Source organism: Peribacillus sp. P4_D6 (genome assembly GCF_056401795.1).
In genome coordinates this window covers 1-26,047 of the sequence record NZ_JBFUIQ010000053.1, presented here as the reverse complement: position 1 = coordinate 26,047, position 26,047 = coordinate 1, and the positions used below count along the sequence as shown (strand labels likewise).

The 26,047-nt window shown below is 41.3% G+C and carries 28 protein-coding genes, 1 pseudogene and 2 riboswitches; of the genes and pseudogenes, 20 read left to right on the top strand and 9 right to left on the bottom strand.

The genetic code is table 11. From position 1 onward, the window contains the following. A pseudogene (locus tag AC1DVB_RS16035) lies at nucleotides 1–155 on the top strand (peptidase M14); the annotation flags it as partial. A 173-nt stretch (nucleotides 156–328) separates the two neighbouring features. Continuing rightward, nucleotides 329–1,501 carry a YqgU-like beta propeller domain-containing protein gene (locus AC1DVB_RS16030; RefSeq protein WP_095678570.1) on the top strand — a complete coding sequence of 391 codons (1,173 nt, stop codon included), beginning with the start codon at nucleotides 329–331 and terminating at the stop codon, nucleotides 1,499–1,501. A 41-nt stretch (nucleotides 1,502–1,542) separates the two neighbouring features. Here the strand turns inward: AC1DVB_RS16030 and AC1DVB_RS16025 are convergent, their stop codons facing one another. Continuing rightward, nucleotides 1,543–1,716, bottom strand: coding sequence for a DUF2759 domain-containing protein (locus tag AC1DVB_RS16025; RefSeq protein WP_034308396.1), 174 nt, complete (start codon nucleotides 1,714–1,716; stop codon nucleotides 1,543–1,545). 233 nt (nucleotides 1,717–1,949) lie between these two features. On the opposite strand from AC1DVB_RS16025, the gene AC1DVB_RS16020 reads away from it, so the two are divergent. Then, nucleotides 1,950–2,576 carry an MBL fold metallo-hydrolase gene (locus tag AC1DVB_RS16020; RefSeq protein ID WP_057278817.1) on the top strand — a complete coding sequence of 209 codons (627 nt, stop codon included), beginning with the start codon at nucleotides 1,950–1,952 and terminating at the stop codon, nucleotides 2,574–2,576. Between the two features lie 278 nt (nucleotides 2,577–2,854). Further along, on the top strand, nucleotides 2,855–3,976 hold the full coding sequence (locus AC1DVB_RS16015; RefSeq protein WP_162259629.1) for a class I SAM-dependent methyltransferase: 1,122 nt from the start codon (nucleotides 2,855–2,857) through the stop codon (nucleotides 3,974–3,976). A gap of 52 nt (nucleotides 3,977–4,028) precedes the next feature. Here AC1DVB_RS16015 and AC1DVB_RS16010 read toward each other — a convergent pair whose 3' ends face one another. Together AC1DVB_RS16010 and AC1DVB_RS16005 are read right to left on the bottom strand one after the other, a co-directional pair. Then, nucleotides 4,029–4,271 carry a DUF2626 domain-containing protein gene (locus AC1DVB_RS16010; RefSeq protein WP_034308393.1) on the bottom strand — a complete coding sequence of 81 codons (243 nt, stop codon included), beginning with the start codon at nucleotides 4,269–4,271 and terminating at the stop codon, nucleotides 4,029–4,031. 85 nt (nucleotides 4,272–4,356) lie between these two features. After that, nucleotides 4,357–5,058: a helix-turn-helix transcriptional regulator gene (locus AC1DVB_RS16005; RefSeq protein WP_034308391.1), complete on the bottom strand. Its 702-nt coding sequence runs from the start codon at nucleotides 5,056–5,058 to the stop codon at nucleotides 4,357–4,359. Between the two features lie 215 nt (nucleotides 5,059–5,273). Between AC1DVB_RS16005 and AC1DVB_RS16000 the strand changes: the two genes are divergently transcribed. From AC1DVB_RS16000 to AC1DVB_RS15960, 9 genes are all read left to right on the top strand, one after another. Continuing rightward, nucleotides 5,274–5,654: a Spx/MgsR family RNA polymerase-binding regulatory protein gene (locus AC1DVB_RS16000; protein WP_095678573.1), complete on the top strand. Its 381-nt coding sequence runs from the start codon at nucleotides 5,274–5,276 to the stop codon at nucleotides 5,652–5,654. A gap of 94 nt (nucleotides 5,655–5,748) precedes the next feature. Then, on the top strand, nucleotides 5,749–6,834 hold the full coding sequence (gene comGA, locus AC1DVB_RS15995) for a competence type IV pilus ATPase ComGA (RefSeq protein ID WP_371748447.1): 1,086 nt from the start codon (nucleotides 5,749–5,751) through the stop codon (nucleotides 6,832–6,834). Continuing rightward, nucleotides 6,818–7,852 (top strand): competence type IV pilus assembly protein ComGB, encoded by a 1,035-nt coding sequence (gene comGB / locus AC1DVB_RS15990; protein ID WP_057278815.1) that lies wholly within the window; start codon nucleotides 6,818–6,820, stop codon nucleotides 7,850–7,852. Before comGA ends, comGB begins: the two co-directional genes overlap by 17 nt. A 77-nt stretch (nucleotides 7,853–7,929) precedes the next feature. Further along, nucleotides 7,930–8,241 carry a competence type IV pilus major pilin ComGC gene (gene comGC / locus AC1DVB_RS15985; protein ID WP_477589981.1) on the top strand — a complete coding sequence of 104 codons (312 nt, stop codon included), beginning with the start codon at nucleotides 7,930–7,932 and terminating at the stop codon, nucleotides 8,239–8,241. 7 nt (nucleotides 8,242–8,248) lie between these two features. Continuing rightward, nucleotides 8,249–8,692: a competence type IV pilus minor pilin ComGD gene (gene comGD, locus AC1DVB_RS15980; protein WP_034308382.1), complete on the top strand. Its 444-nt coding sequence runs from the start codon at nucleotides 8,249–8,251 to the stop codon at nucleotides 8,690–8,692. Next, a complete protein-coding gene (locus AC1DVB_RS15975) occupies nucleotides 8,679–9,017 on the top strand; it encodes a hypothetical protein (protein ID WP_095678574.1) in 339 nt (112 codons plus the stop codon). Before comGD ends, AC1DVB_RS15975 begins: the two co-directional genes overlap by 14 nt. Further along, complete coding sequence (comGF, locus tag AC1DVB_RS15970; RefSeq protein ID WP_477589978.1) at nucleotides 8,965–9,444, top strand: competence type IV pilus minor pilin ComGF; 480 nt, start codon at nucleotides 8,965–8,967, stop codon at nucleotides 9,442–9,444. The genes AC1DVB_RS15975 and comGF overlap by 53 nt, the downstream gene beginning before the upstream one ends. Then, nucleotides 9,437–9,823 carry a competence type IV pilus minor pilin ComGG gene (comGG, locus tag AC1DVB_RS15965; RefSeq protein WP_170946877.1) on the top strand — a complete coding sequence of 129 codons (387 nt, stop codon included), beginning with the start codon at nucleotides 9,437–9,439 and terminating at the stop codon, nucleotides 9,821–9,823. The genes comGF and comGG overlap by 8 nt, the downstream gene beginning before the upstream one ends. Before the next feature lie 115 nt (nucleotides 9,824–9,938). After that, on the top strand, nucleotides 9,939–10,124 hold the full coding sequence (locus AC1DVB_RS15960) for a YqzE family protein (RefSeq protein WP_057278811.1): 186 nt from the start codon (nucleotides 9,939–9,941) through the stop codon (nucleotides 10,122–10,124). 43 nt (nucleotides 10,125–10,167) lie between these two features. Here AC1DVB_RS15960 and AC1DVB_RS15955 read toward each other — a convergent pair whose 3' ends face one another. Next, nucleotides 10,168–10,965, bottom strand: coding sequence for a YqhG family protein (locus tag AC1DVB_RS15955; RefSeq protein WP_048688306.1), 798 nt, complete (start codon nucleotides 10,963–10,965; stop codon nucleotides 10,168–10,170). Beyond that, the gene (locus AC1DVB_RS15950) at nucleotides 10,943–12,631 is read right to left on the bottom strand and encodes a DEAD/DEAH box helicase (protein WP_063575686.1); all 1,689 of its coding nucleotides are present in this window, start codon (nucleotides 12,629–12,631) and stop codon (nucleotides 10,943–10,945) included. The genes AC1DVB_RS15955 and AC1DVB_RS15950 overlap by 23 nt, the downstream gene beginning before the upstream one ends. Nucleotides 12,632–13,008: 377 nt before the next feature. Further along, nucleotides 13,009–13,096, top strand: a riboswitch (glycine riboswitch). Nucleotides 13,097–13,099: 3 nt separating this feature from the next. Next, nucleotides 13,100–13,183, top strand: a riboswitch (glycine riboswitch). Nucleotides 13,184–13,323: 140 nt separating this feature from the next. Here AC1DVB_RS15950 and gcvT point away from each other — a divergent pair. Genes gcvT through gcvPB form a run of 3 tightly spaced genes read left to right on the top strand, consistent with a single transcriptional unit; the run spans nucleotide 13,324 to nucleotide 17,244 of the window. Beyond that, nucleotides 13,324–14,430 carry a glycine cleavage system aminomethyltransferase GcvT gene (gene gcvT, locus AC1DVB_RS15945; protein ID WP_454861485.1) on the top strand — a complete coding sequence of 369 codons (1,107 nt, stop codon included), beginning with the start codon at nucleotides 13,324–13,326 and terminating at the stop codon, nucleotides 14,428–14,430. A gap of 17 nt (nucleotides 14,431–14,447) precedes the next feature. After that, on the top strand, nucleotides 14,448–15,794 hold the full coding sequence (gene gcvPA, locus AC1DVB_RS15940; RefSeq protein WP_239858474.1) for an aminomethyl-transferring glycine dehydrogenase subunit GcvPA: 1,347 nt from the start codon (nucleotides 14,448–14,450) through the stop codon (nucleotides 15,792–15,794). Beyond that, nucleotides 15,787–17,244 (top strand): aminomethyl-transferring glycine dehydrogenase subunit GcvPB, encoded by a 1,458-nt coding sequence (gene gcvPB / locus AC1DVB_RS15935; RefSeq protein ID WP_057278806.1) that lies wholly within the window; start codon nucleotides 15,787–15,789, stop codon nucleotides 17,242–17,244. Before gcvPA ends, gcvPB begins: the two co-directional genes overlap by 8 nt. Nucleotides 17,245–17,382: 138 nt before the next feature. On the opposite strand, the gene AC1DVB_RS15930 is transcribed toward gcvPB, so the two are convergent. After that, nucleotides 17,383–17,766, bottom strand: a complete 384-nt coding sequence (locus AC1DVB_RS15930) for a rhodanese-like domain-containing protein (RefSeq protein ID WP_034308355.1) — start codon at nucleotides 17,764–17,766, stop codon at nucleotides 17,383–17,385. 201 nt (nucleotides 17,767–17,967) lie between these two features. Between AC1DVB_RS15930 and AC1DVB_RS15925 the strand changes: the two genes are divergently transcribed. Together AC1DVB_RS15925 and AC1DVB_RS15920 are read left to right on the top strand one after the other, a co-directional pair. Continuing rightward, entirely contained in the window at nucleotides 17,968–18,804 is an 837-nt protein-coding gene (locus tag AC1DVB_RS15925; RefSeq protein WP_048688324.1) for a lipoate--protein ligase family protein, read from the top strand. Nucleotides 18,805–19,191: 387 nt separating this feature from the next. Further along, a complete protein-coding gene (locus tag AC1DVB_RS15920) occupies nucleotides 19,192–21,762 on the top strand; it encodes a vitamin B12-dependent ribonucleotide reductase (RefSeq protein WP_328118808.1) in 2,571 nt (856 codons plus the stop codon). 151 nt (nucleotides 21,763–21,913) lie between these two features. Here AC1DVB_RS15920 and AC1DVB_RS15915 read toward each other — a convergent pair whose 3' ends face one another. Continuing rightward, nucleotides 21,914–22,099: a hypothetical protein gene (locus AC1DVB_RS15915; protein WP_454861484.1), complete on the bottom strand. Its 186-nt coding sequence runs from the start codon at nucleotides 22,097–22,099 to the stop codon at nucleotides 21,914–21,916. Nucleotides 22,100–22,236: 137 nt separating this feature from the next. Between AC1DVB_RS15915 and splB the strand changes: the two genes are divergently transcribed. Then, a complete protein-coding gene (gene splB, locus AC1DVB_RS15910) occupies nucleotides 22,237–23,262 on the top strand; it encodes a spore photoproduct lyase (RefSeq protein ID WP_477589973.1) in 1,026 nt (341 codons plus the stop codon). 85 nt (nucleotides 23,263–23,347) lie between these two features. Continuing rightward, nucleotides 23,348–24,229, top strand: coding sequence for a patatin-like phospholipase family protein (locus AC1DVB_RS15905; protein ID WP_057278803.1), 882 nt, complete (start codon nucleotides 23,348–23,350; stop codon nucleotides 24,227–24,229). Between the two features lie 22 nt (nucleotides 24,230–24,251). Here the strand turns inward: AC1DVB_RS15905 and AC1DVB_RS15900 are convergent, their stop codons facing one another. Together AC1DVB_RS15900 and AC1DVB_RS15895 are read right to left on the bottom strand one after the other, a co-directional pair. Continuing rightward, nucleotides 24,252–24,626: an SA1362 family protein gene (locus AC1DVB_RS15900; protein WP_048677789.1), complete on the bottom strand. Its 375-nt coding sequence runs from the start codon at nucleotides 24,624–24,626 to the stop codon at nucleotides 24,252–24,254. Nucleotides 24,627–24,763: 137 nt separating this feature from the next. Continuing rightward, nucleotides 24,764–25,726 carry a DUF1385 domain-containing protein gene (locus tag AC1DVB_RS15895; protein WP_057278802.1) on the bottom strand — a complete coding sequence of 321 codons (963 nt, stop codon included), beginning with the start codon at nucleotides 25,724–25,726 and terminating at the stop codon, nucleotides 24,764–24,766. Nucleotides 25,727–26,047: the final 321 nt, after the last annotated feature.

Here is a 26,047-nt window from a genome sequence, read left to right as displayed (position 1 = left end):
GCCATGCTGGGTATAAAGATTGGTTCATTCAGGAATTCAAACGCGGTGGATTCACAATCGAACTGGGAAAGGGCATCAATCCGCTTCCGCTATCCCATTTGCCTGGTATATATGAAGATTCCGTCAAGATTTTGATGGCAGGACTATATATGTGATGCATTCCCCCTAAGGAATATACTTCCAAAAAAATATAAGATCATTATCCGCCACATTTTCTCTTTTTTACTTTATAATGAAAGGGAGTAAGGACTCGATTGGTTAATCCTTACTCTCTTTCTAATGTCTCGCTCACATATGCCAGGCGTTTTAGTTTTGAAGTGGGAGGTGTGTGGAGATTAAAGTATCCAAAGCAGCACTTTGTATGCGGCTTTCCATTTGTAAGATGTTGTGTTTCGTCCCATTATTTATCTCCACTATCCTTCTTATCTCGGCTTGTGAGCCTTCCAAGGACCTTAGTAAACCCGTAAATGATACGGAAAAAGAACACTCCCAATCTAACCTGGAAACTTCAGTAAGCAATTTAAAGGTCCCGACCGCAGAAACGGAAAAAGTCGAAGCCATTTTTGGATGGCTGGATTCGAAAACCATTTTATATTCTGTGAAGCGGGAAGGTAATGAATTATCCCAGTTGATGGCATGGAATTTGGAAACGAATGAAACTTCCGTTTTCTATCAGCCGGCTTTTGCGTTTTCTGAAGTATCGATCAGTCCGTCTGGTACGCATATTTTGTTGTCGTCCTTTACCTCTTCGGATAAAGCATCAATCACAATACTCGATAAAACGGGGAATCCACTGTATTCCGTGGCAATCCCAGCCTATGAATTAGCTTATGAGTGGAATTCATTTAAAGATGGCCGGTTGTTTGTATCGAGCTTTTATGAAGATTGGACATACAGCAGTTATGTATTGAATCCAGATGAACAAACTATGGAAACCCTGGACTTTCCACAGCCCTTTGCTCAATGGGCAAGTGAAAATGACTTGATGTTTTTGGATTGGGACAAAGAAGAACCTGCTTTGACGGCTCCCCTAGAAAGAAAAGCGCTGCATGGGGATGGGGCAGACAGCCTTATGCTCGATGTCATTTACTTTAAAAAAGTGAAGCAAGCGCTGATGACGATTCAAGTGGAGACAGAAAAACAAGATCGGGGTACATATGCATTTTATGATCCAACAAACAAGCCGATCCACTCTTTTTCCGTGCCACTATTGAAAAGCTTTTCAGATTGGGTCATTCCATCCTATGATTTCATTGAAAAAAACAAGGAATTCATAACGTTTATTCCTAATGAATCAAAAGATGCTGACCAATATGAGGGAAGGTTTACCTTAACTAAATTTAATTGGGAAAAAGGCACACAAGAAGAATTGATGAAGGACATGGAAAATGAACCATTAAGCTGTTCGCTTGATGGCAACTTCTGCTTATATGGATATCAATTTGAGAAAATCATTGATATGAAAACCCATCAAATACAAAGATTGTTCAAACAAACATGATAACCTAAAACAAAAGCTCGCCGGATGGCGAGCTTTTTTCTTCAATGGGCAACAGGAAAACCGCTGTTGATGACAGTCATGACAGTGAACCAGCCAAACACGACCGCACTGCCGGCTGCAAAAATGAATCCTAAGAAGTTTCTCTTTTTTAATGAGGTAAACACAGCTGCTACTCCTAATATAGCCACAAGTCCGAAAACAACCATTAATATCATGTCAAAACCCCCTTTTTTCATAATGAATACCTAATCCCTAATAATATACCCAGAGAATAAGGCAACTACCAAAAATATGTAGAAAAGATTGCATTTGTTAATATCTTAATATTTTTTCAATTATTTGTCGAGGCTTAATAGGTGACACTTCTATGACATGAGTAAACTGGATTAACATTAGCAGCTTAATTAGTGTAAGATAAAGATAGAAAATCATATTGGAGTTGATGGAAATGAAATGGACACAAATTCCTCTAGGCCCGCTGCAAACGAATTGTTATGTAGTTTCCGATGGACAGGATTGCATCATTTTCGATCCGGGTGAAGAGCCACAGAAAATTATACAGTACATACAAACAAAAAATTTAAAGCCTTTAGCGATTTTATTGACACATGCACATTTTGACCATATCGGTGCTCTGGATGCTATTCGGGATCATTATGGAATCCCTGCATATATTCATGAAAAAGAGGCCAAGTGGCTACTTGATCCAGCATTGAATGGTTCTCAAAACTGGTTCCCTGAAAATCCAATGCGAATGAAGCCTGCCGATCACATCTTGGCAAATGAGCAAGAGCTTACGATTGGAGGATTCACTTTCGAAGTATTCGAAACCCCTGGACACTCACCAGGGAGCGTTTCGTATTATGTGAAGGACGAACGTCTCCTCTTTTCTGGGGACGTCTTGTTCCAAGGAAGCGTTGGCAGAACCGATTTAATAGGCGGAAGCGAGTCAGTGCTCTTAAATAGCATTGAAACGAAGCTGCTGACACTTTCTGATGATGCTATCGTTTTTCCAGGTCATGGCCCTGTCACGACGATTCTGGATGAAAAGAATACTAATCCCTTTTTGAGATAATTACTTATACAGGTGCCGCTAYGGCACCTGTTTTTTTAAGTTCTTAATTATGTGAAAATATTGAAATGGGTCAATTCCGGAACTATACTGAATATAAAAAAACAGGGTCTACCCCAATGTGCATTTTTGAACCTCCTCTGTAGTACTATTATGAAATTCATTTAGTGGATGCACTGTTATAACTGCGAGATGAAAATTGAACATTTTGTGAACTTTAAATTTGTGTTCATGTATAAATGTCGTTAAAAAAACTTATTTACTATGTTAGGTGGAAAATCATGGAGACGGAGGCTGTTGTGTTGAAAAATCATTTAAAGGAATTGATTGCAGGAAGCCCGCAAAATAGAATCTCCTATAATGACTATATGGATGCTGTTTTATATACGCCAAAAATAGGCTACTATGCACGCGCAAAAGAGAAGATTGGCCCAAAAGGGGATTTTTATACGTCCGGCAATGTTGGGGATGCATTTGGGAGATCACTGGCGAGATGGTTCGTATATTTGATAAAAAGATGCGGAGTTTCACCAAGAATCATCGAGGTCGGCGCAGGGGACGGTAAACTGGCGTATGACATCCTCGTTTACATAAAAGAAACGGAACCGCAGATATGGGACTCTTTAACTTATGTTCTTGTGGATGGCAGTCCATTTCATAGAAAGATTCAGCACGAACGCTTAGGGATATTCAAACAGGCAGTTTCTGCTGCCAGTTTAGAAAAATGGACGAATGTAAATGGAATCGTCTTTTCAAACGAACTTTTCGACGCGTTGCCTGTGTATGTCATTGAAAAGTATAAAGGAGCCTTGGTAGAGGTATTCGTCACTGAAAAGGAAGGAGATTTCGTAGAAGAGAGAGAACCTTTGGACAACCCTGACATTCTTTCTTACCTTACTGAACGAAAAATCACCTTAAATGAAAAACAACGATACGAAGTTCCGCTAAACATGATCCGTGAATATGAGAAGATCGTTTCCTGTATCGAATCGGGTATTCTCCTTACAATTGATTATGGCTATACCGATAGGGAATGGAAGGAGCCTGCTCATCTTCAAGGGAGCTTGAGGGGCTATTATCGGCATCAAATGATTAAAGATGCACTTATGTATCCTGGTGATATGGATCTGACGACACATATCCATTTTGACACATTAATCGAGATTGGAAAAAGAAAGGATCTTTCCAATCGAGGGCTTTTTCTTCAAAATGAATTCTTGCTTAAAGCAGGGATACTAGAGGAATTGAAGGACCATCAAGGAACTGATCCATTCTCGAAAACGGCAAAGCGTAATCGGGCAATCCGGGGGCTGATCGTTCCTGGGGGATTTAGTGAACATTTCAAAGTGTTGCTTCAATCGAAGAATTTAGCAGATGATGTAAGGATTTTTCCTGAATGGTGACAAGTAAAAACCCATGAATCCAAATTCATGGGTTATGTAATATTGCTTGTTCTTAATGCGCAGCACCCGGAGTCATCATAAATACGCTCCAGTAGGAAAATCCTGCAAAGAAAACGGTAAGATAGGCGCCGAAAACATAGATATACATGCGCTCGGATAATTTCAAATAACTTAAAAGTACAAAAAAGATCGTTTGTGCAAAGAAAAGCAAAGACGTTTGATGCATATGGCCAAGATAAAAGAAAATGGCCATAATTCCTGTCCAAAATCCACATACTCTGAACATGCGTTCCATCCGAATCCCTCCTTATGTCTAGTCGTGTACATTCTAAATAATTATAAATGAAATTGTAAGGTAATGTAAAGGATGCCTTTTGTTTCTATGTGAGAACCGAAGCCTGGTATGAGCATGCTGCACAATTGGACATCATATTTTCTATTTCCACAATAGTGACATTCTCAAACAAGGCTTCGAACATACCTTTTAAAAATGAATTATGCATGGAGCAGATTGTTCCTGGCTCGACTTCAGTAACTTCCTTAAACGGGCAATTGAAGATACGGAAGGATATTTTATTTTCTTCTTCGCTTGCTTGTATTTCAGGAGATAACCCTGCAATGGTAGCCGCATTTTTAAGCATGTTGACTTTTTCCGCAAAAGCAAGCCGATCGATCGATGTCGAGTTCAGGGCTAGCTGCTGATTGATCAATTCCTCCCCGAATACTTTTCCCGTTTCATAAAGAGCCTGTTTTCCTTGTTCCCCTAATGTCATCATCGACTGGACGGCAATCTTTGCAAGCAGCTGATAGTTCCTATATGGAAAATGAAGCTGTATGACTTTGTCAGATAATCGATAAAGTCTGCTTGGGCGGCCGCCTTTCCCGGTCTTTCGGGAAATCGAGGTCAACATATCGATATCCTCAAGTTTTGACAAATGTAGACGGGCAACATTTGGATGGATGTTGAATGAATCGGCGATTTCCTGTACCGATACATCACCATGGTTGTTCACTATATGCTGATATATATAATATCTGGTGGGATCAGCTAACACGTTTGTTATTTTTAACGTTTGTTCCATTACACCCTCCTGCTATTCCATAGTTTACCTATGTCCATTATAATGCAGGCAGAAAAAAATGGAATAAGGGAAAGGGCAAACACTCTTTAGTTTAAAAAACGTTCACATTTAAAACGGTTTTATAAAGCAAATATGTATACATTAATTATACAAACGTTGTACAATAATTGTATAAACTATAAATGTATACAAAATGTGAACGGGGAGTGATTAGTATGGCACAGTTAACTTTCTTTTCGTATCCAAGCTGTACATCTTGCCGCAAAACAAAAAAATGGTTAAGCGCCAATCAAGTTTCCTTCGATGAGCGACATTTATTCAGAGAGACTCCAACTGTAGCAGAGTTAAAAAGAATTCTTGAATTGACATCGGAGGGACTTGATGAAGTCTTGGCGACAAGAAGTGAAGCTTACAAAGACTTACAAGTTAATATTGACGAAATGATGCTTTCTGATGTCATCCAATTATTAACAAAAGAACCGAAGTTATTAAGAAGGCCCATTCTCATAGACGGGGAAAAACTGGTGATTGGCCATAATGTAGATGCATTAAGAAATTTGGTTTCCCGGAGACTTGATTTGAAAATAAGCATGTGAGATGATTCTCGAAGTTTTTCGGGAATTTTTTTTGTTCTGAAGCAGGAATTTGTCGTGGATTGTCGAATCAATACAACAAGAAACATAGGAGGTGATGAATGAATTGATATCGATTGAAAAGACCGCAGAAAAAATACTAACCCGTGCCATCGTGGAATCGGCATCGGATATCCACATTTTTTTTCGCGGAGAGGGGCCTCACATCCAATTCAGGATAGACAATAAGCTTGTTCCCCAGGAAACATTATCATTCTTTGAAGCTGAAAGGCTGATCGCCCATTTGAAGTTCCTTGCCTCGATGGATATAGGGGAGAAAAGGAGGCCCCAGAGTGGTGCCATCACCATCAATTTGGCTAACCAGGTGGTCGGACTCCGCCTTTCCACTTTACCCACTGCCCATCTCGAAAGTTTGGTCATCCGCTTAATACCCCAACAGAATATCCTTCCTCTAGAACAGTTATCCTTATTTCCAAACACCGTTCAAAAATTGATTGCACTCCTGAAGCATTCCCATGGCATGCTCATATTTACCGGCCCGACCGGCAGTGGGAAAACCACGACACTATATTCCCTGCTTCACCACGCCCATGAGATGATCAATCGAAATATCATTACACTTGAAGATCCCATTGAAAATGTATCCGAAAAGGTACTGCAAGTCCAAATCAATGAAAAGGCGGGCATTACGTATTCAGTCGGCCTAAAAGCTGTTCTGAGGCATGACCCGGACGTGATCATGGTTGGGGAAGTCAGGGATGCAGAAACTGCCAAAATCGCAGTCCGTGCCGCATTAACCGGTCATTTGATACTAACGACCATGCATACGAGGGACGCTCAGGGCGCCATCTCCAGATTACTGGAATTTGGTGTCAGCTTACTTGAGGTTGAACAGACTTTGATTGGCGTGACAGCGCAGCGGCTGGTTGAATTGCGATGTCTTCCGTGTAAAGGGGACTGTGCTTTAGCTTGCAAAATGACTGCAAGGAATAAAAGGGCAAGTGTATATGAATTGCTATATGGAAAAAGCCTGGCTGAAGTTCTCCGGATAATGGGAGATGAAAAAGGAAAGGCAACGGTCAGCTACCGCCAATTAAAGGATGAAATCGGAAAAGCGGTTGCGATGGGCTATGTGGGATCTCAGGAATATGAACGGCTGGTCTACCATGAAACCAAAAAGTAAATGGAAGGTAAAAGAGCAGGCGGTCTTTATTTCGAAGCTAGGTGAATTATTGAATCATGGTTATCCTTTGGCGGAAGCTTTACATTTTCTTGAGTTTCAGGAATCAAAGAAGAAAGCGGAAGACTTCACTCAGGCTATAGCCGATTTAAGGAACGGCTACCCGTTGCACATGGTGCTGACCCATCTTAATTTTCATCCGCAGCTTGTAAGTTATATATTTTATGGAGAACAATATGGCGACCTGGAACGGGCGTTGAAAGAAGGTGGGCGATATTGGAAGAAAAGAATCGAGGATATGGATAAAGTAAAAAAGTTAATGGTGTATCCCGTATTCTTAGTATTTTTTGTAAGCATCGTTTTTTATATTCTTCAGAGTGTTCTCCTTCCCCAATTCCAGACCATCTATTTCACGATGGATGTCGATCAGCATATTCTCTTAAGATTAATGTCAGCCTCCACGTTCATTCTTCCAGCACTACCCTTCTTATTACTCGGATTGCTCCTATTCTTGTATGCACTCAAACGATTTTGGTTCAATGGATTATGCCCATTAAGGCAGCGAAGGATATTGATGGGAATTCCGATATTCGGGACGTTCATCAAATTATACGAAACTTATTTTTTTGCAAGCCAATTCAGTGGCTTGCTTTCCGGAGGACTATCGATTAACGATAGCATCAAATTATTCTCGATAAATCAACAGCAGCCTTTTTACCAAAAACTTTGCAATATCATCAAGGATGATCTGATCGAGGGCAGATCACTTGAAATGATTTTTCGGGAGCTCCCATATTTTGATGGGAATTTACCGGTGGTCGCTGCAAATGGTCAAAAATACGGCAGACTTGATGCCGAGTTACTTCATTACAGTCGTTTTATACTGGAGAAAATTGAAGAGAGAATGAATGCAATCTTGAAAATCATTCAGCCTCTAATGTTTTCACTGATAGGTCTTTTGATCATGTCCATTTATTTGGCGGTTTTGCTGCCGATGTTCTCACTGCTCGAAGGTTTATAGGATTTCATTTTTGTATTCCGGAGGTGAAAATGCCCGAAGGTCATCTGGTATTCAGATGCTTTTAGGAGCATGATGATATGTTGAAGAAAGTGATGAATGAACGTGGTTTTACCCTAATAGAAATGCTTATTGTTTTACTGGTGATATCCATCCTTTTGATTATAACAATCCCCAATATCACCAAAAACCAATCCACAATCCAGTCTAAAGGATGTGAAGCTTTCGTTAAGATGGCCCAAGCACAGGTGCAGGCTTATGAAATCGATAATGCTAAACTGCCCGGAAGTATCGGTGAATTGGAAAGTCAAGGCTATCTCAAACAGACATCCTGCCCTAATGGGAATGAAATTAGTTTGGATAGTAAAGGAAAGATAACGGTCGTTGAGTAGGAGAGAAGTGAATATACGGCATTCCGATGGTGGGTATACACTATCTGAAACCCTTATTGTCCTCGCTATTTTTGTACTCCTAATTTCCATCGGTCCTAATCTATATCCCAGCTTCACTAAAGGAATGGAAAATAGGCTTTTTCTTTCACAATTTCATGAAGATCTTTTCTATGCTCAACAGTATGCCATCAGTCATAAGAGCTTGATTTACCTCCATATTGATAATACCGAAAAGATTTATACCGTTTCGTCTTATAAGGAGGGGATCGTTTTAGAGAGAAGCATACCAGAGGATATCCAGTTTTTAAGCGGCACTTTGGGGTTCAGCTTTCATTTTAATCAATATGGAAATGCATCCAAAGCCGGAACGATTATGATTGATACCTCAAAGGGAAAGTACAAGCTGGTCCTCAATATCGGTAAAGGGAGGTTCCGGATTGAGAAATTGTAAAGGGTACGTCTACCTTGAGCTGATGGCCGCATTTTCTATTTGTATATTCCTGGCCCTTGCCATTTTACCAATTCTTGAAGAGGTATTGACGCAGCGGAAAGGTATTCCCGTAAGGACCGAAGCCCACCATTTATTATATGAAAGGTTGACGGCGTTCATGGATGGGGAGATTCAAGCAGTTGGTCAGGAGATCATTTACAAAAAAAGAAGCTTTGAATTGTTTTGGAAGGACCATGGGGATTTCCCGGGAATGATTGAAGGGTGTGTACGCTATGAACATGAAACGGGTAATTGGGAATCCATTTGTGATGCTGCGAAAAAATGATGGCTTTACGATGATCGAATTGCTTTTTTCTTTATTGATTTTAATGACGACGTCGCTTTTTGTTCTGCAGCTCTTCTCGATCATTCACAYCCAGATGAGGTCCGTTGATAAATTGCATCCTAAGGAGTGGGAGGTCTTTACCATGCAAGTGAAGCAGGAGGTCCGGAGTTCCAAAGCACAAGATGTAATGGGAAATAAATTATATTTGCTTTCAGGTGAACAATTAGCATCGCTGGAACAATATGAAGATAAGGTCCGAAGACGAGTGGATGGTATGGGGCATGAGGTCATCTTGCAGAACATTTCGGAATTCCAGGTCAATAAGGATGGCAGTGTCATTGTTATAAATATAACGGATAAAGCAGGGACTACTTTCAGTCGAAGATTTCATCCTTTCTTTAGGAATGATACGAAAATTGATGAATAATCAAAAAGGAGTCGTTTTCCCGATGGTCATGATTGTGGCGAGTGTTTTCATCATGTTCACGATACTAATGATCGACCAGTTTATCATTGATAAAAAGTTTTATAAAGAAGTGGAAGAGTCGCTTGTGGCCGACCATCTTGTCCATCTAGCCATCAAGGATGTGACGGCAGAGTGGGGCGAAGAGATTCCGAAAATCATCCAGGGGGAAATATCATATCCAAATGGTGTGGTGCGATATTCCTTAATGAAGCAAGAAGGTCCTTACGTCTATATCGAGTTTTCTTCCAAAACTAAAAATGATCGAGAGGGCAGTGTCATCATTCAATACGATAAAGAAGCGGGGGAAGTGAAAGAATGGTTGGAGAAGCAAGCTGTGTAATAGCAAAATCAACACCATTTTATTAGGGAACGCGACAGGTTTACGGTGAAGGGAGCAAGGAAAGGAATAAAAAAAGCGTAAACCGGACATACTTTGCGTAGGGTGATGATTTTATATGTCTACAAACGCTTATATTAAATATCTGACGCAGCAGCTTGTCGAGTATTTCAATCTGACGAAAAAAGAACGAAAAGAAAAACGCCTTCACAGAAAAGAGGATAAAAACCAGGGTATGTCACATTGGTTTGGCATTGTCCCTTTTGCTTTGTCGATGTTTATAAGGAAAACGATCAAAAAGTAAAACAGATGTCCTGAACTTGGACATCTGTTTTTTTGTTCTTAACTTATCCCAACGCCCTATCTGATAGGTAAAATAATCCTCCGTTGATGATGGATATTCTGATGTTGGGTTCATATTGTGCTTTTAGTGCTTCTTTTTCGGTATAATAGCTCTCACTTTTTTCGTCCATATCCTTGTAAAAATGCTCCAATAAATTCAAGTCATTCTGCCAGCGCAGCATTGCTTCCTCCGCCCAGGAATGGTCATCATCCTCGAAACTGGTTCTGATGTATGTATCAAGTCTTGCCAATCCACTCTTGGGCATGATCAGAGGTGAAAGCGTAAAGGAATAATCCGGTATTTTCGGGGTGACGTTAATCGGTAAAACCCGATGGTGAAACCCTTCCATTATTTCACCCGAGATTAAATTCAGTCCGATTGACATGAAAGTATCTTTTTTGCGGTCGCATTGATAGGATATTTTCACATTCAGGGTCAGCCAAGGAAACAAAGGATTATTTCTGCCTTTTGATGGAGGCGTATTCTCAAAAAGTCTAGTATACCCTGCCAGCTTTTTGGTTGATTGAATAATCTGGTGAAGACGAGGGGAGCCAAAATGAATCATTTCTCCCTTTAAATCGGATGGAGCTTGTTCTGGATCGGTAATGAAAGTGATTTGTGCCGGGTTCGGAACACCTCCTGTTTTTTCTAGATAATGCCAATAAAAGGGTCTGTTCATTAATTCTTTATCCATCTCAATCGTCAATTGCACTGTAAGGTGGGTGGGTGCATTATCCAGTATTTCACAATCATTGGCTTTAAAGAAAGTGATTAAAAAATCATGAATTTCCCGTTGCTGCATGAACCTCACCTTCCTTCATTGATTGAGCGAATTGGATCAACGATGAAAAATTATCCATCTTGACTTTCATTTCGCCTTCTGTTTTGGACTCGCCGACCACATCAATTAAATATTCTTCAATGTTGTTAATATCCAGTTTGGTTAGAATATCATCCAATTCACCGATTACTTTTTCAAATAAATTTATTTTTTCGTATAGTAACTTCAGTATATGTTCTTCAACTGTATTTTTCGTGGCAAAGTTATAAATCATCACATCTTCTTCCTGACCAAGGCGGTGAATCCGTCCAATTCTCTGTTCAAGCCTCATTGGGTTCCAGGGCAGGTCAAAATTAATCAAGTGATGGCAAAACTGAAGGTTTATCCCTTCCCCGCCAGCTTCTGTTGCGATTAATACCTGAATATTCTTTTGGAATAATTCTCGCATCCAGTCTTTCTTTCCGCGCTTAAAACCGCCCCGGAAAGGAACAGAAGAAATTCCATTCTGTTGTAGGTACCATTGGAGATATAGTTGAGTCGCTCTATATTCCGTAAAGATAATCACTTTGTCATCTATTTTCTTGATCAGTTCCAAAGCTTTTTCAGCCTTTGAGTTCTGGACCGTTTCATTCACTTTAGTAAATAAATCATCAAGCTTTGCCAAAAAATCAGGGGAAGGCTGATCGTATTTATCCCTCATATTCTTTAATGTATAAAAGACAGCCTCTCTGCTGCTGCATGCTTCCCTTTGGAGAGTGAGAGCCGAAAAGGCGCTTCCTTTTGATCCATCCGAAATTGGCTTGAATTTGGAAACAGCATCATACAATGCTTGTTCCGTTGGAGAAAATTCAATGGTGATGGTTTCCACATGCCGTTTTGTCCATTCAATGCCAGTATCGGCCCGCCGGTTTCGAATCATGACAGTATTGACCAGTTCCTTTAGGTGTTCATCTTCAGTTATGTTCCGGCCTTTCCCTTTATACTTTTCCGAAAAGAGCGAAGCATTTCCCAAGTGGCCCGGTTTCAATAACGAAACGAGGTGGAATATCTCCTCGACTTTATTTTGAATCGGAGTGGCTGTCAGGAGTAAACAAAATTTCTTTTTCAGATTTTGGACGAATTCATAGTTCTTCGTCTTATTATTTTTAAGTTTATGAGCTTCATCAATAATGATGAAGTCATATTCCTGAGTAAAGATGATATCTCGATGTGGAGCGCGTTTCGCTGTATCAATGGATGAAATGACCACATCACAGGAGTCCCAGACATAACTTTTTCTCTGAACGACTGCCGGAATATGAAACTTGGTATTCAATTCAAATGCCCATTGTGTGACAAGGGAAGCCGGAACAAGGATCAATACTTTTTTTACAAGGCCCCTAATCATATACTCTTTTAGGATCAAGCCTGCTTCAATTGTTTTTCCCAGCCCTACCTCATCAGCCAAAATGGCTTTTCCATTCATCTTTTCCACTACTTGCTTCGCCGCTTCCAATTGATGGGGAAGCGGGGTTAGCTGAGGAAGGTGCTTGGGCGCCTGTAAACCTTCAAAATCAGGGATGATAAGGTTTTCCTCCATTTGAACCGCCAACTTATAAAGCTCCCAATTTCCCCATGGACCGTCATTTTCCATCTTTTGCAGAAACTCGTCATTCCATTCAGAATTGAAGGATATATTGATTTTCATAGAAATAACTCCCTCTTAAATCATAATTTCCTTAATATAAGGTCAAAACCCGAACATTTCATATGTGAAGTAAGAAAAATATTTCTTTTTCAAAAAATATTGCAGAGATAAGTTTCTTAGGGTAGGATATAAGTATATTTAGAAAATTCCAATTTCCAAACGCTACAAAGAATGTTTGTACATCGATTTTGCAGTTCGCGTTTTCTTAGTATGGGCTATAGGCTCCTAATTTATCCAAGATTACTGAAGGAGATCAGTCAAACGGTTTCTGAAGTTTTAGGAGAATTGGCAGAGAATGCATTCCATTTATGCTCAAAGGTTTTACCGATGCTTGGGGCTTATTGGCTTCCTTTCAATGGTAGACCATTTATATGCGGGTGAAGATAAGGGGAGAGACTACGGATGTAGCGCCGAAGGAGCAAACTTAGCAGTGAATCTCTCAGGCAAAAGAACTCTTATTGGACGCAACTCTGGAGAGCGCCGCCCGTTATGGGACGGCCACCAAAGGGGAAAACCTATTACATAGGTAAACTTTCAGGTTTCAGGACAGAGAAAAAGCTCAAACGGGCTTTCTCTGTCCTTTTTTGTGCTTTTTTCACATCATGAATCAGCTTGTATCTGATGCGTAATGACAAGAAGCTTTTGATAATGAAGCCAATTAATTTTTAAAAAAATCTGAAGGGGGTCATTTTTTGACCAATTTAAAAAGAACACCACTATTTGAGGTTTATCGTGAATACGGAGGTAAAACGATTGATTTTGGCGGCTGGGAACTTCCTGTCCAATTTTCAGGTATAAAGGATGAACATGAAGCCGTACGGACAAAAGCGGGGTTATTTGATGTTTCCCATATGGGGGAAGTCGATGTTAAGGGGCCTGGGAGCCTTTCCTTTTTACAGAAGATGCTGACCAATGATATATCAAAGCTGCAACAGGGCGGGGCCCAATATACCGCCATGTGTTATGAAAACGGAGGCACGGTTGATGATCTTATCGTGTATAAAAGGGCTGAGGACGACTATCTGCTCGTGGTCAATGCAGCGAATACAGAAAAAGATTTCAATTGGCTGCAAGCTAATTTAACGGAAGATGCGCAAATTACGAATGTCTCAAGTGACTATACACAGCTGGCACTTCAAGGACCAGCTGCAGAGAAGATATTACAAAAACTATCGGGAAGTACTGACTTAAGTGAAATTGGATTTTTCAAGTTCAAGGATGATGTCATGATTAACGGTATCTCCACGCTGGTTTCCCGTACTGGATACACTGGTGAAGATGGTTTTGAAATATATAGCGACAGTAAAAATGGCCCTGCCCTTTGGAAGGCGATTATGGATGCCGGTAAGGAAGAGGGGGTTCAGCCGATTGGTTTAGGTGCTCGTGATACCCTGCGTTTTGAAGCAAAACTGCCGCTGTATGGGCAGGAGCTTTCAGCTGACATCACCCCGATAGAAGCCGGGATTGGTTTTGCAGTAAAAGTGGATAAGGAAGTTGATTTTTTCGGGAAAGCCGTTCTTGCTGAGCAAAAGGAGAAAGGRGCTCCCCGCAAGCTTGTGGGAATTGAAATGATTGACCGTGGCATTCCACGTCATGGGTATAAGGTCTACAGCGGTGATGAAGTCATTGGCGAGGTCACGACTGGTACCCAATCGCCAACATTGAAGAAAAACGTTGGATTGGTACTTATCGATAAGGAATTTTCGGTGCTGGATGCGGAAGTCGAAGTGGAAATCCGTTCCAAACGTTTGAAAGCCGTTATAATACAAACACCTTTTTATAAAAAACCACGTAAATAGAGGGGAATGGTCATTAGATGAAACATCGTTATTTACCCATGACAGAGCAAGATAAACAAGAAATGCTGGAAGAGATAGGGGTATCCGCTGCTGAAGAACTTTTCAATGATATCCCTGAAAGCGTTCGTTTTCAAGGAGAATACGATATCAAGCCTGCTAAATCGGAACCTGCATTAATGAAAGAATTATCAAGGCTTGCTGCAAAGAATGCGGACCTTAAAAATTATGCTTCCTTCCTTGGTGCGGGTGTCTATGACCATTACGCGCCGGTCATCGTCGATCATGTTCTTTCCCGTTCTGAGTTTTATACGGCGTATACACCGTATCAGCCTGAAATTTCACAGGGCGAGCTTCAAGCAATCTTTGAATATCAAACGATGATATGTGAATTGACGGGCATGGATGTGGCTAACTCCTCCATGTATGACGGCGGGACGGCGCTGGCTGAAGCAGCGATGCTTGCTTCTGGACAGACAAGGCGGAAGAAGATTCTCATTTCAGGAACCGTTCATCCTGAATCAAGAGAAGTTGTGAAGACATATGCGAAAGGGCAACGCGTGGAAGTGATCGAAATTCCTCATAAAGACGGTGTGACGGACTTAGCTGCTTTAAGGGAATTGGCGAATGATGACATTGCRGGAGTGATCGTGCAATACCCGAACTTTTTTGGCAGGATCGAGCCATTGAAAGAAATGGAAGAAATCATTCATGGCGTCAAGTCCATGTTTATCGTTTCCAGTAATCCGCTTGCATTGGGAGCTTTGACATCCCCTGGTGCACTCGGTGCAGATATCGTAACGGGGGATGCTCAGCCATTCGGCATTCCAGCGGCATTCGGTGGCCCTCATTGTGGATATTTTGCGGTTACTAATAAACTTGTACGGAAAGTTCCGGGCAGACTCGTCGGTCAAACGGTCGATGAGAATGGAAAAAGAGGGTTTGTCCTGACGCTTCAAGCTCGTGAACAGCACATTCGCCGTGACAAAGCCACATCCAACATTTGTTCCAATCAAGCTTTGAATGCCTTGGCCGCTTCTGTTGCAATGACCGCCCTTGGGAAAAAGGGTGTCAAAGAAATGGCCGTGCAAAATATTCAAAAAGCACATTATGCGAAAAAAGCAATTATGGCAAAAGGGGTGGAAGTGATTTTCGACGGTCCTTCGTTTAATGAATTTGTCATTAAACTGCCTGCTCCGTTTTCAGAGGTCAATAAAAACCTTTTTGAAAAAGGGATGATCGGCGGCTTCGATTTAGGGACGGTTTATCCTGAATTGAAAGACCATATGCTGGTTGCGGTAACCGAACTAAGAACAAAAGAAGAAATTGATGCACTTGCGCAGGAATTGGGGGATCAACATGAATAATCAAGATCAATCACTCATTTTTGAAATCAGTACTTCCGGCCGGATCGGGTACAGTCTGCCAGAAATGGATGTTGCAACTATTCCGCTCGAAGAAATTCTTCCTGCCGACTACATCCGTGAAGAAGAGGCAAAGCTTCCTGAGGTGTCCGAACTGGATATCATGCGTCATTATACTGCACTTTCCAAACGGAATCATGGGGTGGATTCGGGTTTTTATCCGCTTGGTTCATGCACGATGAAATATAATCCGAAAATTAATGAAAATGTGGCACGTTTCAACGGTTTTGCCCATATCCATCCATATCAAGATCCCGCTACTGTACAAGGAGCATTGGGACTATTATTTGATTTGCAGGAACACTTAACGGAAATCACCGGGATGGACCAAGTGACATTACAGCCTGCAGCAGGTGCCCACGGTGAATGGACAGGGTTGATGATGATTCGCGCTTTTCACGAAGCGAATGGAGATACAGAACGGACGAAAGTGATTGTACCTGATTCGGCCCATGGTACGAATCCTGCCTCTGCCACTGTTGCCGGACTAGAAACGATTACAGTGAAGTCCGATGAAAATGGGTTAGTCGACCTTGAAGATTTAAAACGTGTTGTCGGACCGGATACGGCGGCCTTGATGCTGACGAACCCCAATACATTGGGATTGTTTGAAGAAAATATTTTGGAAATGGCACAACTTGTCCATGACGCAGGTGGGAAGCTTTATTATGATGGAGCGAATCTGAATGCAGTCCTATCAAAAGCACGACCGGGTGACATGGGCTTTGATGTGGTTCATTTAAATCTCCATAAAACATTCACAGGCCCGCATGGAGGCGGCGGCCCGGGTTCTGGTCCTGTAGGTGTGAAGTCCGACTTGATTCCTTACTTGCCTAAACCTCTTATAGTCAAGCAAGGTGAGCAATTCGTCCTTGATTATGATCGTCCGCAATCCATTGGCAGGGTAAAACCTTATTATGGTAATTTCGGAATAAACGTGAGGGCATATACGTACATCCGTTCAATGGGTCCTGATGGCCTTAAAGCCGTCACAGAGAACGCGGTCATCAATGCCAATTATATGATGCGCAAGTTGGAACCTTATTTTGACTTACCATATAATCGTCATTGTAAGCATGAATTCGTATTAAGCGGACGCCGGCAAAAGAAATTGGGGGTAAGGACTCTCGATATAGCTAAAAGATTGCTGGATTTCGGGTATCATCCTCCAACCATTTACTTCCCGTTGAACGTGGAAGAAGGAATGATGATAGAACCGACTGAAACCGAGTCAAAAGAAACGCTGGATGCGTTCATCGATGCGATGATCCAGATTGCCAAGGAAGCGGAAGAAACTCCGGAAATCGTTCAGGAAGCTCCGCATACAACCGTTATAAAGCGGCTTGATGAAACTCTTGCTGCAAGAAAGCCCATTTTGCGTTATCAAGCCTAGATTAGTAGCTTACACGAAAAAAATCCCTGCCTTCCGGCGGGGATTTTTCATGTTTATGTAAGATTCCATTAAAGTCCAACTGTTGACTTTCTTTACTTGAGCTAAGGAATTAAAAAGAGCCCATGCCGAGATGGGGTCTTATTTCTTTGCTTTGATTTTCCCGGTCCACATCTTGAAACCGCCCTTTAAGTGAAAAAGTTCCCTGTAGCCCTTTTTGTATAGCATGGCTGCAGCTCTGCCGCTGATGATTTCGCTTTGAGCGTACAAATATACAGGCTTGTCCGGCCTAATTTCGACCAAGCGGGTTTTCATTTGAGTCATAGGGATGTTTCTTGCGCCTAAGATATGACCATTTTCGAAATCATTCGGTTCCCGCACATCGATTAGCTGCACTTTTCTGTAGTTGGCGATAAATTCGTCCTGTGTTAGTGTTTTAACGATTTTACGCTGGCGGTACCAATTAAAAAGTGAATACGCAATAACCACTCCGAGGATGATGAGCAGTGTATATAATATTTCCAAACATAAAAACTCCCTTCTACCTTAACGAATACAGACAATCTTTATTATATAATTGCTTTACCCAATAATCAAAAAGAATTTTCATCAAATTCTTCATGACTTGATAGCACTTTCTTTTTTAGAGTGTTAAAGTCTGTTAAACTACTACATGTGAGTTTTTTGTGGGGGATTGAAAAACGTCTATCGAAACGAGGGGTAAGGATGACTAAAGAAAAATGGGGTTTTATAGATTCGGGGTATTGTTCACCGGCTTTTAATATGGCGCTGGACGAAGCCCTGTTAAACTGGCAAAGCAAAGGGGAAATTCCGCCGATCATACGCTTTTACGGCTGGGATCCAGCGACATTGTCGATCGGTTATTTTCAAAAGGCAGAAGCGGAGATTGATCTGGAAGAGGTCAAAAGGCAGGGCCTTGGTTTTGTTCGCAGGCCGACAGGAGGACGAGCGGTACTGCACGAACATGAATTGACTTATAGTGTAATCGTTCCAGAATCCTATCCGGGAATGCCAACCACCGTTACTGAAGCTTATCGTGTCATTTCTGAAGGAATATTGATGGGATTCAGGAATCTTGGATTGGATGCTTATTTTGCCGTGCCTCGAAGCGAACAGGAAAAAGCGGCTTTAAAATCGCCCAGGTCTTCCGTCTGCTTTGATGCACCTAGCTGGTATGAACTGGTCGTTGAGGGCAGGAAGGTCGCTGGCAGTGCTCAAACCAGGCAAAAAGGCGTCATCCTTCAGCACGGGTCCATTTTGCTTGAGCTTGATGATGATAAGCTCTTTAGCGTATTTAAATTCTCAAATGACAGGGTTAAAGAGAGAATGCAAAAAAACTTAAAAAACAAAGCTGTGGCCATGAATGATATTGCCGGGAGAAAGATAACCATCCCTGAAGCGAAAGAAGCTTTCGAAAAAGGTTTTGCCGAAGGACTTTCGGTCGATTTAGAGCCATATGTCCTCACCGAAAAGCAATTGCTGGAAGTGAAAGCAATAGCTGAAAGCAAATATGAAAGCGATGAATGGAATTTCATGAGATAGAGGAAGCATAATTAGAGTGGATAATAAAAAGTTTTTTCAGATTTGTTTGACCGAATAACACATCCCTTGCAGGGATAAGCCCTAAAAGGGATGGGGAAAAAGCAAGGTCCAAATTAATTGAAATCTGATGAAAAATTATTATAAATCGACATTTTCCTCCCTTTTGCTAACTATATTAATTGATTTAACGTTTGACAAAATTAAAAGTTATTCAAAACAAACACAATATATAGTAGTTGAAATATTTAATACGATACTATATGTTGATTTTTGAGTTTCGCTATGATAAATTTAGGGTACTTGTTAAGCGAAACGGACATGTAAGGCTACATAAGGATTTTTGCGGCAGCAAGAACGGATCATGAAACATATAAAGGAGAGGGAATTATGTCGGTTGTAATAAAAGAAGCTTTAAAGGTTGATCTAGAAAGGTTGAATAAGGATATTTCTTTATTTCCCCAGGTTCACCCTGTAACTGCTGATATGAAAATGGCGCATAAGGGAGTGTCCCGTCTAGTCATGCTTGACCGCTATTCTTTTAAGGATACTGAAAAAATCACACTCTCGGCAGGCGATTTCGTCGTGTTGACGATTAAGGAAGATCCGAAATTCCCGGCAAGGGGTCTCGGTTACATCGTTGAAATTGATTGGGAAACCAAAAAAGCCAAGGTATTGGTGGATGAAGAATTCCGTGGCGTATTGGATAATCCGGAAGAAGTTGAGACGGGAATTGTAAACCGTCCGTTGGATATAATCGAAAAGCCTCTTGAAATATACTATGAACAAATTGCGAAACGTAATGCAACGGGATTGGCATCAGTGGAAACCACGGAAGAAAAAAGAACGGAATGGTTCAATAAATTCTATGAAGAATTAAAGAACCTTAATTTCGTCCCGGCAGGCCGAGTATTATACGGTGCAGGTTCCAATACGGATGTTACTTATTTCAACTGCTATGTAATGCCATTCGTACCGGATTCACGTGAAGGTATTTCAGAACATAGGAAACAAGTGATGGAAATCATGAGCCGCGGCGGCGGAGTGGGTACGAACGGATCGACACTGCGTCCAAGAAACACTCTGGCAAAAGGGGTAAATGGAAAATCCTCGGGTTCAGTGTCATGGCTTGACGATATTGCAAAACTGACGCATCTTGTTGAACAGGGCGGCAGCAGACGAGGCGCGCAAATGATCATGCTTGCTGATTGGCATCCCGATATTGCAGAGTTCATCATTTCCAAAATGCAAAATCCAAGGATTTTGCGTTACCTAGTGGAAAACACTAAAGACGAAGCCATCAAGAAATATGCCACGGATAAATTGAAATTCACGCCGCACACGGAACAGGAAACGGCTATGTATCAAGGGATCATCAATTATAAGGAGATTCCTGGCCAAGGCGGGTTCAGCGAGAAAATCATTAGGGATGCAGAGGAAAAGATCCGTACAGGCGGAACATACAGTGTTCATAATTCGGATTTCTTGACTGGAGCCAATATCTCCATTTGCCTGACCAAGGAATTTATGGAAGCGGCTGAACAAGATGCGGAATATGAATTGCGTTTTCCTGATGTTGAAAGCTATAATGCCGAAGAAATGGCCATTTACAATGAAGAATGGCATAATGTCGGCGATGTTCGCGAATGGGAGAAAATGGGTCATAAAGTCCGTGTTTACCGTAAAATCCGGGCTAAAGAGCTTTGGAACTTAATAAACATTTGTGCAACATATTCTGCTGAACCAGGTATTTTCTTTATCGATAATGCTAATGAAATGACGAATGCCAAAGCATACGGTCAACAGGTTGTAGCCACGAACCCTTGTGGAGAACAGCCATTGGCTCCATATTCAGTATGTAACCTTGCTGCTGTCAATCTGGCTGAAATGGCTGATAAAGAAAGCAAAACGGTTAATTTCGAGAAACTTAAGCAGACAGTTGAAGTCGGTGTGCGCATGCAGGACAATGTCATTGACGCAACTCCTTATTTCTTGGATGAAAACAAAAAACAGGCACTGGGCGAGCGACGGGTTGGACTAGGTGTAATGGGTCTGCATGACCTGTTGATCTACTGTGAAACGGAATATGGCTCTGAAGAAGGAAATATCCTGGTTGACAAGGTGTTTGAAACGATTGCGACAACAGCTTACAGGGCTTCGGTGGAACTTGCTAAAGAAAAAGGCAGTTTCCCGTTCCTGATCGGGTCAACGGACAAAGAAACCAATGAGCTTAGAACATGTTTCACACAAACCGGATTTATGGAAAAAATGCCGGAAGATATCAGGGAAAGTGTTGCTGCACATGGTATCCGTAACTCTCATTTATTGACAGTGGCTCCTACGGGAAGTACAGGAACGATGGTTGGGGTATCAACAGGTCTTGAACCGTATTTCTCCTTCACGTATTTCCGCAGCGGCCGTCTTGGTAAATTCATTGAAGTTAAGGCTGACATTGTACAGGAATACTTGGATCGCCATCCAGAAGCCGATACAGAAGAGCTTCCAAAATGGTTCATTTCCGCTATGGAATTAGCTCCAGAAGCACATGCTGATGTTCAATGCATCATTCAACGCTGGATTGACAGCTCGATCAGCAAGACGGTCAATGCTCCAAAAGGATATACTGTCGAACAAGTTGAAAAGGTATATGAACGTCTATACAAAGGCGGAGCAAAAGGCGGAACGGTATATGTGGATGGCAGCCGTGACAGTCAGGTCCTTACGCTCAAAGCGGAAGAAAACCAAATGGACGAGCAGCTTGAAATGGATGAATTGACAAATGTGGAAGAAAAGAAAAAAGTTGTATTGGTCGATACGATAAATGAGCTGCGTTCGACGAATGTTACAATTGGTTCGGAAGTGGGTAACACTTGCCCCGTATGCCGTAAGGGTGAAGTTCAGGAAATGGGCGGATGCAATACGTGCACGAATTGCGGAGCGCAATTGAAATGCGGGCTATAAGCTGATGCAAAGGAAGTCGTTAAGTATGCTGCAAAGCTATCTTAACGGCTTTTTTTTAGAGTCATTAATCCAGGGCAGTGACAGTCTGTTCAATTAAATACCAATAAAGAAGACCGAATCATCGTAAATTCGGTCTTCTTTTCACGTTCAATCAACCATTTTCATTTTGCTGCCCTATTTCCTTTTCGGCTAGATATTGGTTGCCATCTTTCAATACCGAAAATTCATCGACAGAATCTCCCGGTATATTCCTTGGATTTGGAAATTTATTATCTGTTTGAACGGTGATCGTTTGTTTTCCCATTCCATTTGTCAAGAAGTCTTGTTTATTAGCCATATCGCATCTCCTTCATTTTGAATTTCCAAGTAAAAACAATCATGAGGATAAAAGAATAAAGAAAAACTATCCTTATCAATTAGATTGTGTAGTTCGATTGAAAGTATGAACAAATCGAAAAAAGAATGGAGATCGAAATGAAACCATTTATGCCACAGTTAGTATATATCGAGCCAAGGGCATTGGAATACCCGCTTGGCCGGGAATTGAAGAAGAAATTTGAAGATTTGAACATTGAAATCCGTGAGACCACATCTCATAACCAAATTAGGGATCTTCCTGGAGAAAATGATCTGCAAAAATATCGTGTCGCCAAATCGACACTCGTAGTAGGAATCAGAAAAACTTTGAAATTCGATTCTTCAAAGCCATCTGCTGAATATGCCATCCCTCTTGCTACAGGGTGCATGGGGCATTGTCACTATTGTTATTTACAGACGACACTCGGATCAAAGCCATATATTCGGACATATGTGAATCTTGACGAGATTTTCGAGGCAGCCGAAAAATATATAAATGAGAGAAAGCCTGAAATTACCYGTTTTGAGGCAGCCTGTACATCGGATATCGTCGGAATTGATCATTTGACACATTCGTTAAAAAGGGCCATAGAGTATTTTGGGAAAAGTGAATATGGGGTTCTTAGGTTCGTCACTAAATTCCATCATGTCGATCATCTGTTGGATGCTGAACATAATGGAAAAACGAGATTTCGCTTCAGTATAAATTCACGTTATGTGATAAAAAATTTCGAACCCGGGACTTCGAGCTTCGAAGAACGGATGGAAGCGGCACGTAAAGTGGCAGGTGCCGGATATCCCCTGGGTTTTATCGTAGCTCCAATATACCGTCATGAAGCATGGAAGGAGGGCTACCATGAATTATTTGAACGGTTGAGTGAGGCCTTAAAAGGGGTGGATATCCCTGACTTGACTTTCGAATTAATCCAGCATCGTTTCACTGGTCCAGCAAAAAAAGTGATTCAAAAAAACTATCCGAAAACAAAATTGGAACTGGACGAAACGAAGCGTAAATATAAATGGGGCCGATATGGAATTGGTAAATATGTTTATCAAAACGAGGAAGCGGCAGAACTGGAAACGACCATTCGTGGGTATATAGCGGAATTTTTCCCGAAAGCGGAAATTCAGTATTTTACCTGAATCAAGGCAATTTTCTTTTTGAAACTGTCATAAATCGCTCTAATCCTGCTTAGAAATGTAAAGACCGGATTAGGGGAGGGCAGCTATGATTATTGACGGCGTTTTTTCCGGAGGTGGGATTAAAGGCTATGGTTTAGTGGGAGCCCTGCAGGAATTAGAAGAAAAGGGATTTGAATTCCATCGAACAGCAGGGACGAGTGCAGGATCCATAATTGCAGCATTCGTAGCGGCTGGGTACACGGGAAAAGAAATGGAAAAGTTTTTTCTTGATATAGATTTAAGCGGCCTGCTGGATAAAAGGCGTGGTCTTTTGCCTATCCCATTTGCCAAATGGCTTCTTTTATACTGGAAACTGGGCCTTTATAAAGGCAACGCCTTGGAAGCATGGGTCGCCGGTAAACTTGCCGAAAGGAATGTAGTCACCTTTAAGGATGTTCGGCCGAAATCACTCCGTATCATAACCTCTGACATTTCAAATGGGAAATTGGTCGTACTGCCTGATGATTTGCCTAATTATGGAATAGACCCGAGCACTTTTCCAGTGGCAAAGGCAGTAAGAATGAGTTGCAGCATTCCGTATTTCTTTGAGCCAGTCAAACTTAATGTCGGAAAAAGCAAGTTCCTTTTTGTTGATGGAGGTGTGTTAAGCAATTTTCCAATGTGGTTATTCAATTCAGATCATGTTAGAAAGGAAAGACCGGTCATTGGCCTGCGATTAAGCGTCGATGAGATATGGAAACCGCATGAGGTGGATAATGCGGTTGAATTGTTCTCCGCACTATTCAAAACGATGAAAGATGCCCATGATGCTAGGTATATTTCCAAGAAACACGTCCATAATATTGTATTCATCCCGATGAAGGGAATTTCTGCAATGGATTTTAATTTGAATGATGAAAAAAAGGGTGAATTGATCAATAACGGCAGGCAGTGTACGAAGGAATTCCTTAAAAAATGGACTTATTGATAATAAATAAAAAATCGGGCTCTTAAAAAGAAGCCCGATTTTTCTTTTTATTCTTTTTCCCTTCGATGACGGTTAAGTGACTATCCGTTTTCTTTCTCCATTTTATTTTCTTTGATGATTTTGCTGCAGAGAAGCTAGCCACATTATCTTTTTTCGAAGTTCGGTTTTTTAGCCTTTTTTTCGATTGGCGGGCAGCCTTTCGGAATGCTTGCTGCTCTTTCTTAACTGGTTTTCCCTTTGTTAATCCGGTATAAATCATATAAATAATCCCTGCGACAATGGCTATTATGAGAATATTTCTAAAAAAGCCAATCGGGTCATTAAATAGTCGGCTCAATAGTCCGAGGACTCCGAGGGCGATGATTCCGTATATCATGAAAGATATGAAACGTTTCAACAAAGACACCTCCTTAAGAGCATCATAAGCATTTTTAGCTTATTTTAAACATTCTAATTGTGAAATATTTGAAAAAAATGAAGATCATTCATTTAGTTAGTATATGATTTTTCATCATCAAAATGTGTATAGATGTTTTACACAATTACATCCGATTCTAAACCTTTTTCGGTCTCTTTTTCCATCCTCAACAGTTCTTGGAAGGATGCCAATGCGACTTCGACTTGATCATCGGTAGGGGCTTTGGTTGTCAATAACTGAAGCCAAAGGCCGGGATAGCCAAGGTAACGCAGGATGGGTGTGTCCCTTACTTTGTTAGTCAACTGCAAGACTTCGAATGCTATGCCGAGTACGACGGGGATAAGCAAAATGCGATTGACGACACGAACCCATAGCGGATCTATTGGTACAAGAAGATAGACAAACATCCCTACAATGACAGTAAATAAAATAAAACTGCTGCCACAGCGATAATGAAGGCGGGAACTTGCCTGCACATTTGCAACCGTCAATTCTTTTCCGCTTTCAAAGCAATTGATCACCTTATGCTCTGCTCCGTGATACTGAAAGACCCGCTTGATCAATGGCGTCAAGGAAACTACATAAATATATACGAGCAGTAAGATCAGCTTGAACAAGCTTTCCACTAATACCTGAGCCGTATGGCCACTGAAAATGGGTTCTGTCAATTTTGCGAGGAAGACAGGAATCAAGGTGAAAAGCAATTTCCCAAATAGGAAGGAGATCACACCGATCACGGCAACACCTAGCCAAAGACTTAATTTAGAGGGGTCTTTCGTCTCTTTTTTCGTTTCGACCTGTTTTTCCCCGTCTTCTTCTTCTTCTTCTTCATACTGTTCAGTTGAAAAGTTAAGATGTTTCGAACCGCTGGCACTTGACTGAATCAGTGATACGATACCCCGTAGAAACGGTATTTTTTTTAAGCGGTTTACAACAGGTTTCGATTCACGCGGCAGATGATAATATACAATCGTCGAATCTTTGCGGCGTACCGCAGTGACTGTGTGATGTTTGCCACCGAACATGACGCCTTCCACTACAGCCTGCCCTCCATAAACGGGTTTTTGAACCTCAGACATTTCTACACCAACCTAATAGTTATTCACGTAGCTCTCTCATGGGTGCTAACATGTGTATTATCAAGCATCACAAGGGTTTAAGGCGGTCCTCCAAAATGGAATGGAAGCTTTATCCCCTGCAATTGCTTTTTGAATGTTGAATCACAGGAAGGTATTATCCTGTGTACATTATAAATTTCAACAGAGGAAGGGGATTTTCCTCTGAAAAAAGCAGATTATTTATGATTTAATCATACAGAATTAATCACAAAACCTCTAGTGATTCTCCTCCCCGATAATAAAAAAAAATAGTTCTATTTAACAAAGGGCATACTACGTAGC

Excerpts from the sequence above, each read along its gene's own strand:
- AC1DVB_RS15920 (WP_328118808.1), top strand. The coding sequence starts at position 19,192 with ATGTCGGTTGTAATAAAAGAAGCTTTAAAGGTTGATCTAGAAAGGTTG.
- comGB (WP_057278815.1), top strand. The coding sequence starts at position 6,818 with ATGAAACCAAAAAGTAAATGGAAGGTAAAAGAGCAGGCGGTCTTTATT.
- AC1DVB_RS16005 (WP_034308391.1), bottom strand. The coding sequence starts at position 5,058 with ATGGAACAAACGTTAAAAATAACAAACGTGTTAGCTGATCCCACCAGA.
- gcvPB (WP_057278806.1), top strand. The coding sequence starts at position 15,787 with ATGAATAATCAAGATCAATCACTCATTTTTGAAATCAGTACTTCCGGC.
- AC1DVB_RS16015 (WP_162259629.1), top strand. The coding sequence starts at position 2,855 with ATGGAGACGGAGGCTGTTGTGTTGAAAAATCATTTAAAGGAATTGATT.
- AC1DVB_RS15955 (WP_048688306.1), bottom strand. The coding sequence starts at position 10,965 with ATGCAGCAACGGGAAATTCATGATTTTTTAATCACTTTCTTTAAAGCC.
- AC1DVB_RS15950 (WP_063575686.1), bottom strand. The coding sequence starts at position 12,631 with ATGAAAATCAATATATCCTTCAATTCTGAATGGAATGACGAGTTTCTG.
- AC1DVB_RS16010 (WP_034308393.1), bottom strand. The coding sequence starts at position 4,271 with ATGGAACGCATGTTCAGAGTATGTGGATTTTGGACAGGAATTATGGCC.
- AC1DVB_RS15915 (WP_454861484.1), bottom strand. The coding sequence starts at position 22,099 with ATGGCTAATAAACAAGACTTCTTGACAAATGGAATGGGAAAACAAACG.
- AC1DVB_RS15905 (WP_057278803.1), top strand. The coding sequence starts at position 23,348 with ATGATTATTGACGGCGTTTTTTCCGGAGGTGGGATTAAAGGCTATGGT.
- comGC (WP_477589981.1), top strand. The coding sequence starts at position 7,930 with ATGTTGAAGAAAGTGATGAATGAACGTGGTTTTACCCTAATAGAAATG.
- AC1DVB_RS16000 (WP_095678573.1), top strand. The coding sequence starts at position 5,274 with ATGGCACAGTTAACTTTCTTTTCGTATCCAAGCTGTACATCTTGCCGC.
- AC1DVB_RS15960 (WP_057278811.1), top strand. The coding sequence starts at position 9,939 with ATGTCTACAAACGCTTATATTAAATATCTGACGCAGCAGCTTGTCGAG.
- AC1DVB_RS15895 (WP_057278802.1), bottom strand. The coding sequence starts at position 25,726 with ATGTCTGAGGTTCAAAAACCCGTTTATGGAGGGCAGGCTGTAGTGGAA.
- AC1DVB_RS16020 (WP_057278817.1), top strand. The coding sequence starts at position 1,950 with ATGAAATGGACACAAATTCCTCTAGGCCCGCTGCAAACGAATTGTTAT.
- comGA (WP_371748447.1), top strand. The coding sequence starts at position 5,749 with ATGAATGAATTGATATCGATTGAAAAGACCGCAGAAAAAATACTAACC.
- AC1DVB_RS16025 (WP_034308396.1), bottom strand. The coding sequence starts at position 1,716 with ATGATATTAATGGTTGTTTTCGGACTTGTGGCTATATTAGGAGTAGCA.
- comGG (WP_170946877.1), top strand. The coding sequence starts at position 9,437 with ATGAATAATCAAAAAGGAGTCGTTTTCCCGATGGTCATGATTGTGGCG.
- AC1DVB_RS15925 (WP_048688324.1), top strand. The coding sequence starts at position 17,968 with ATGACTAAAGAAAAATGGGGTTTTATAGATTCGGGGTATTGTTCACCG.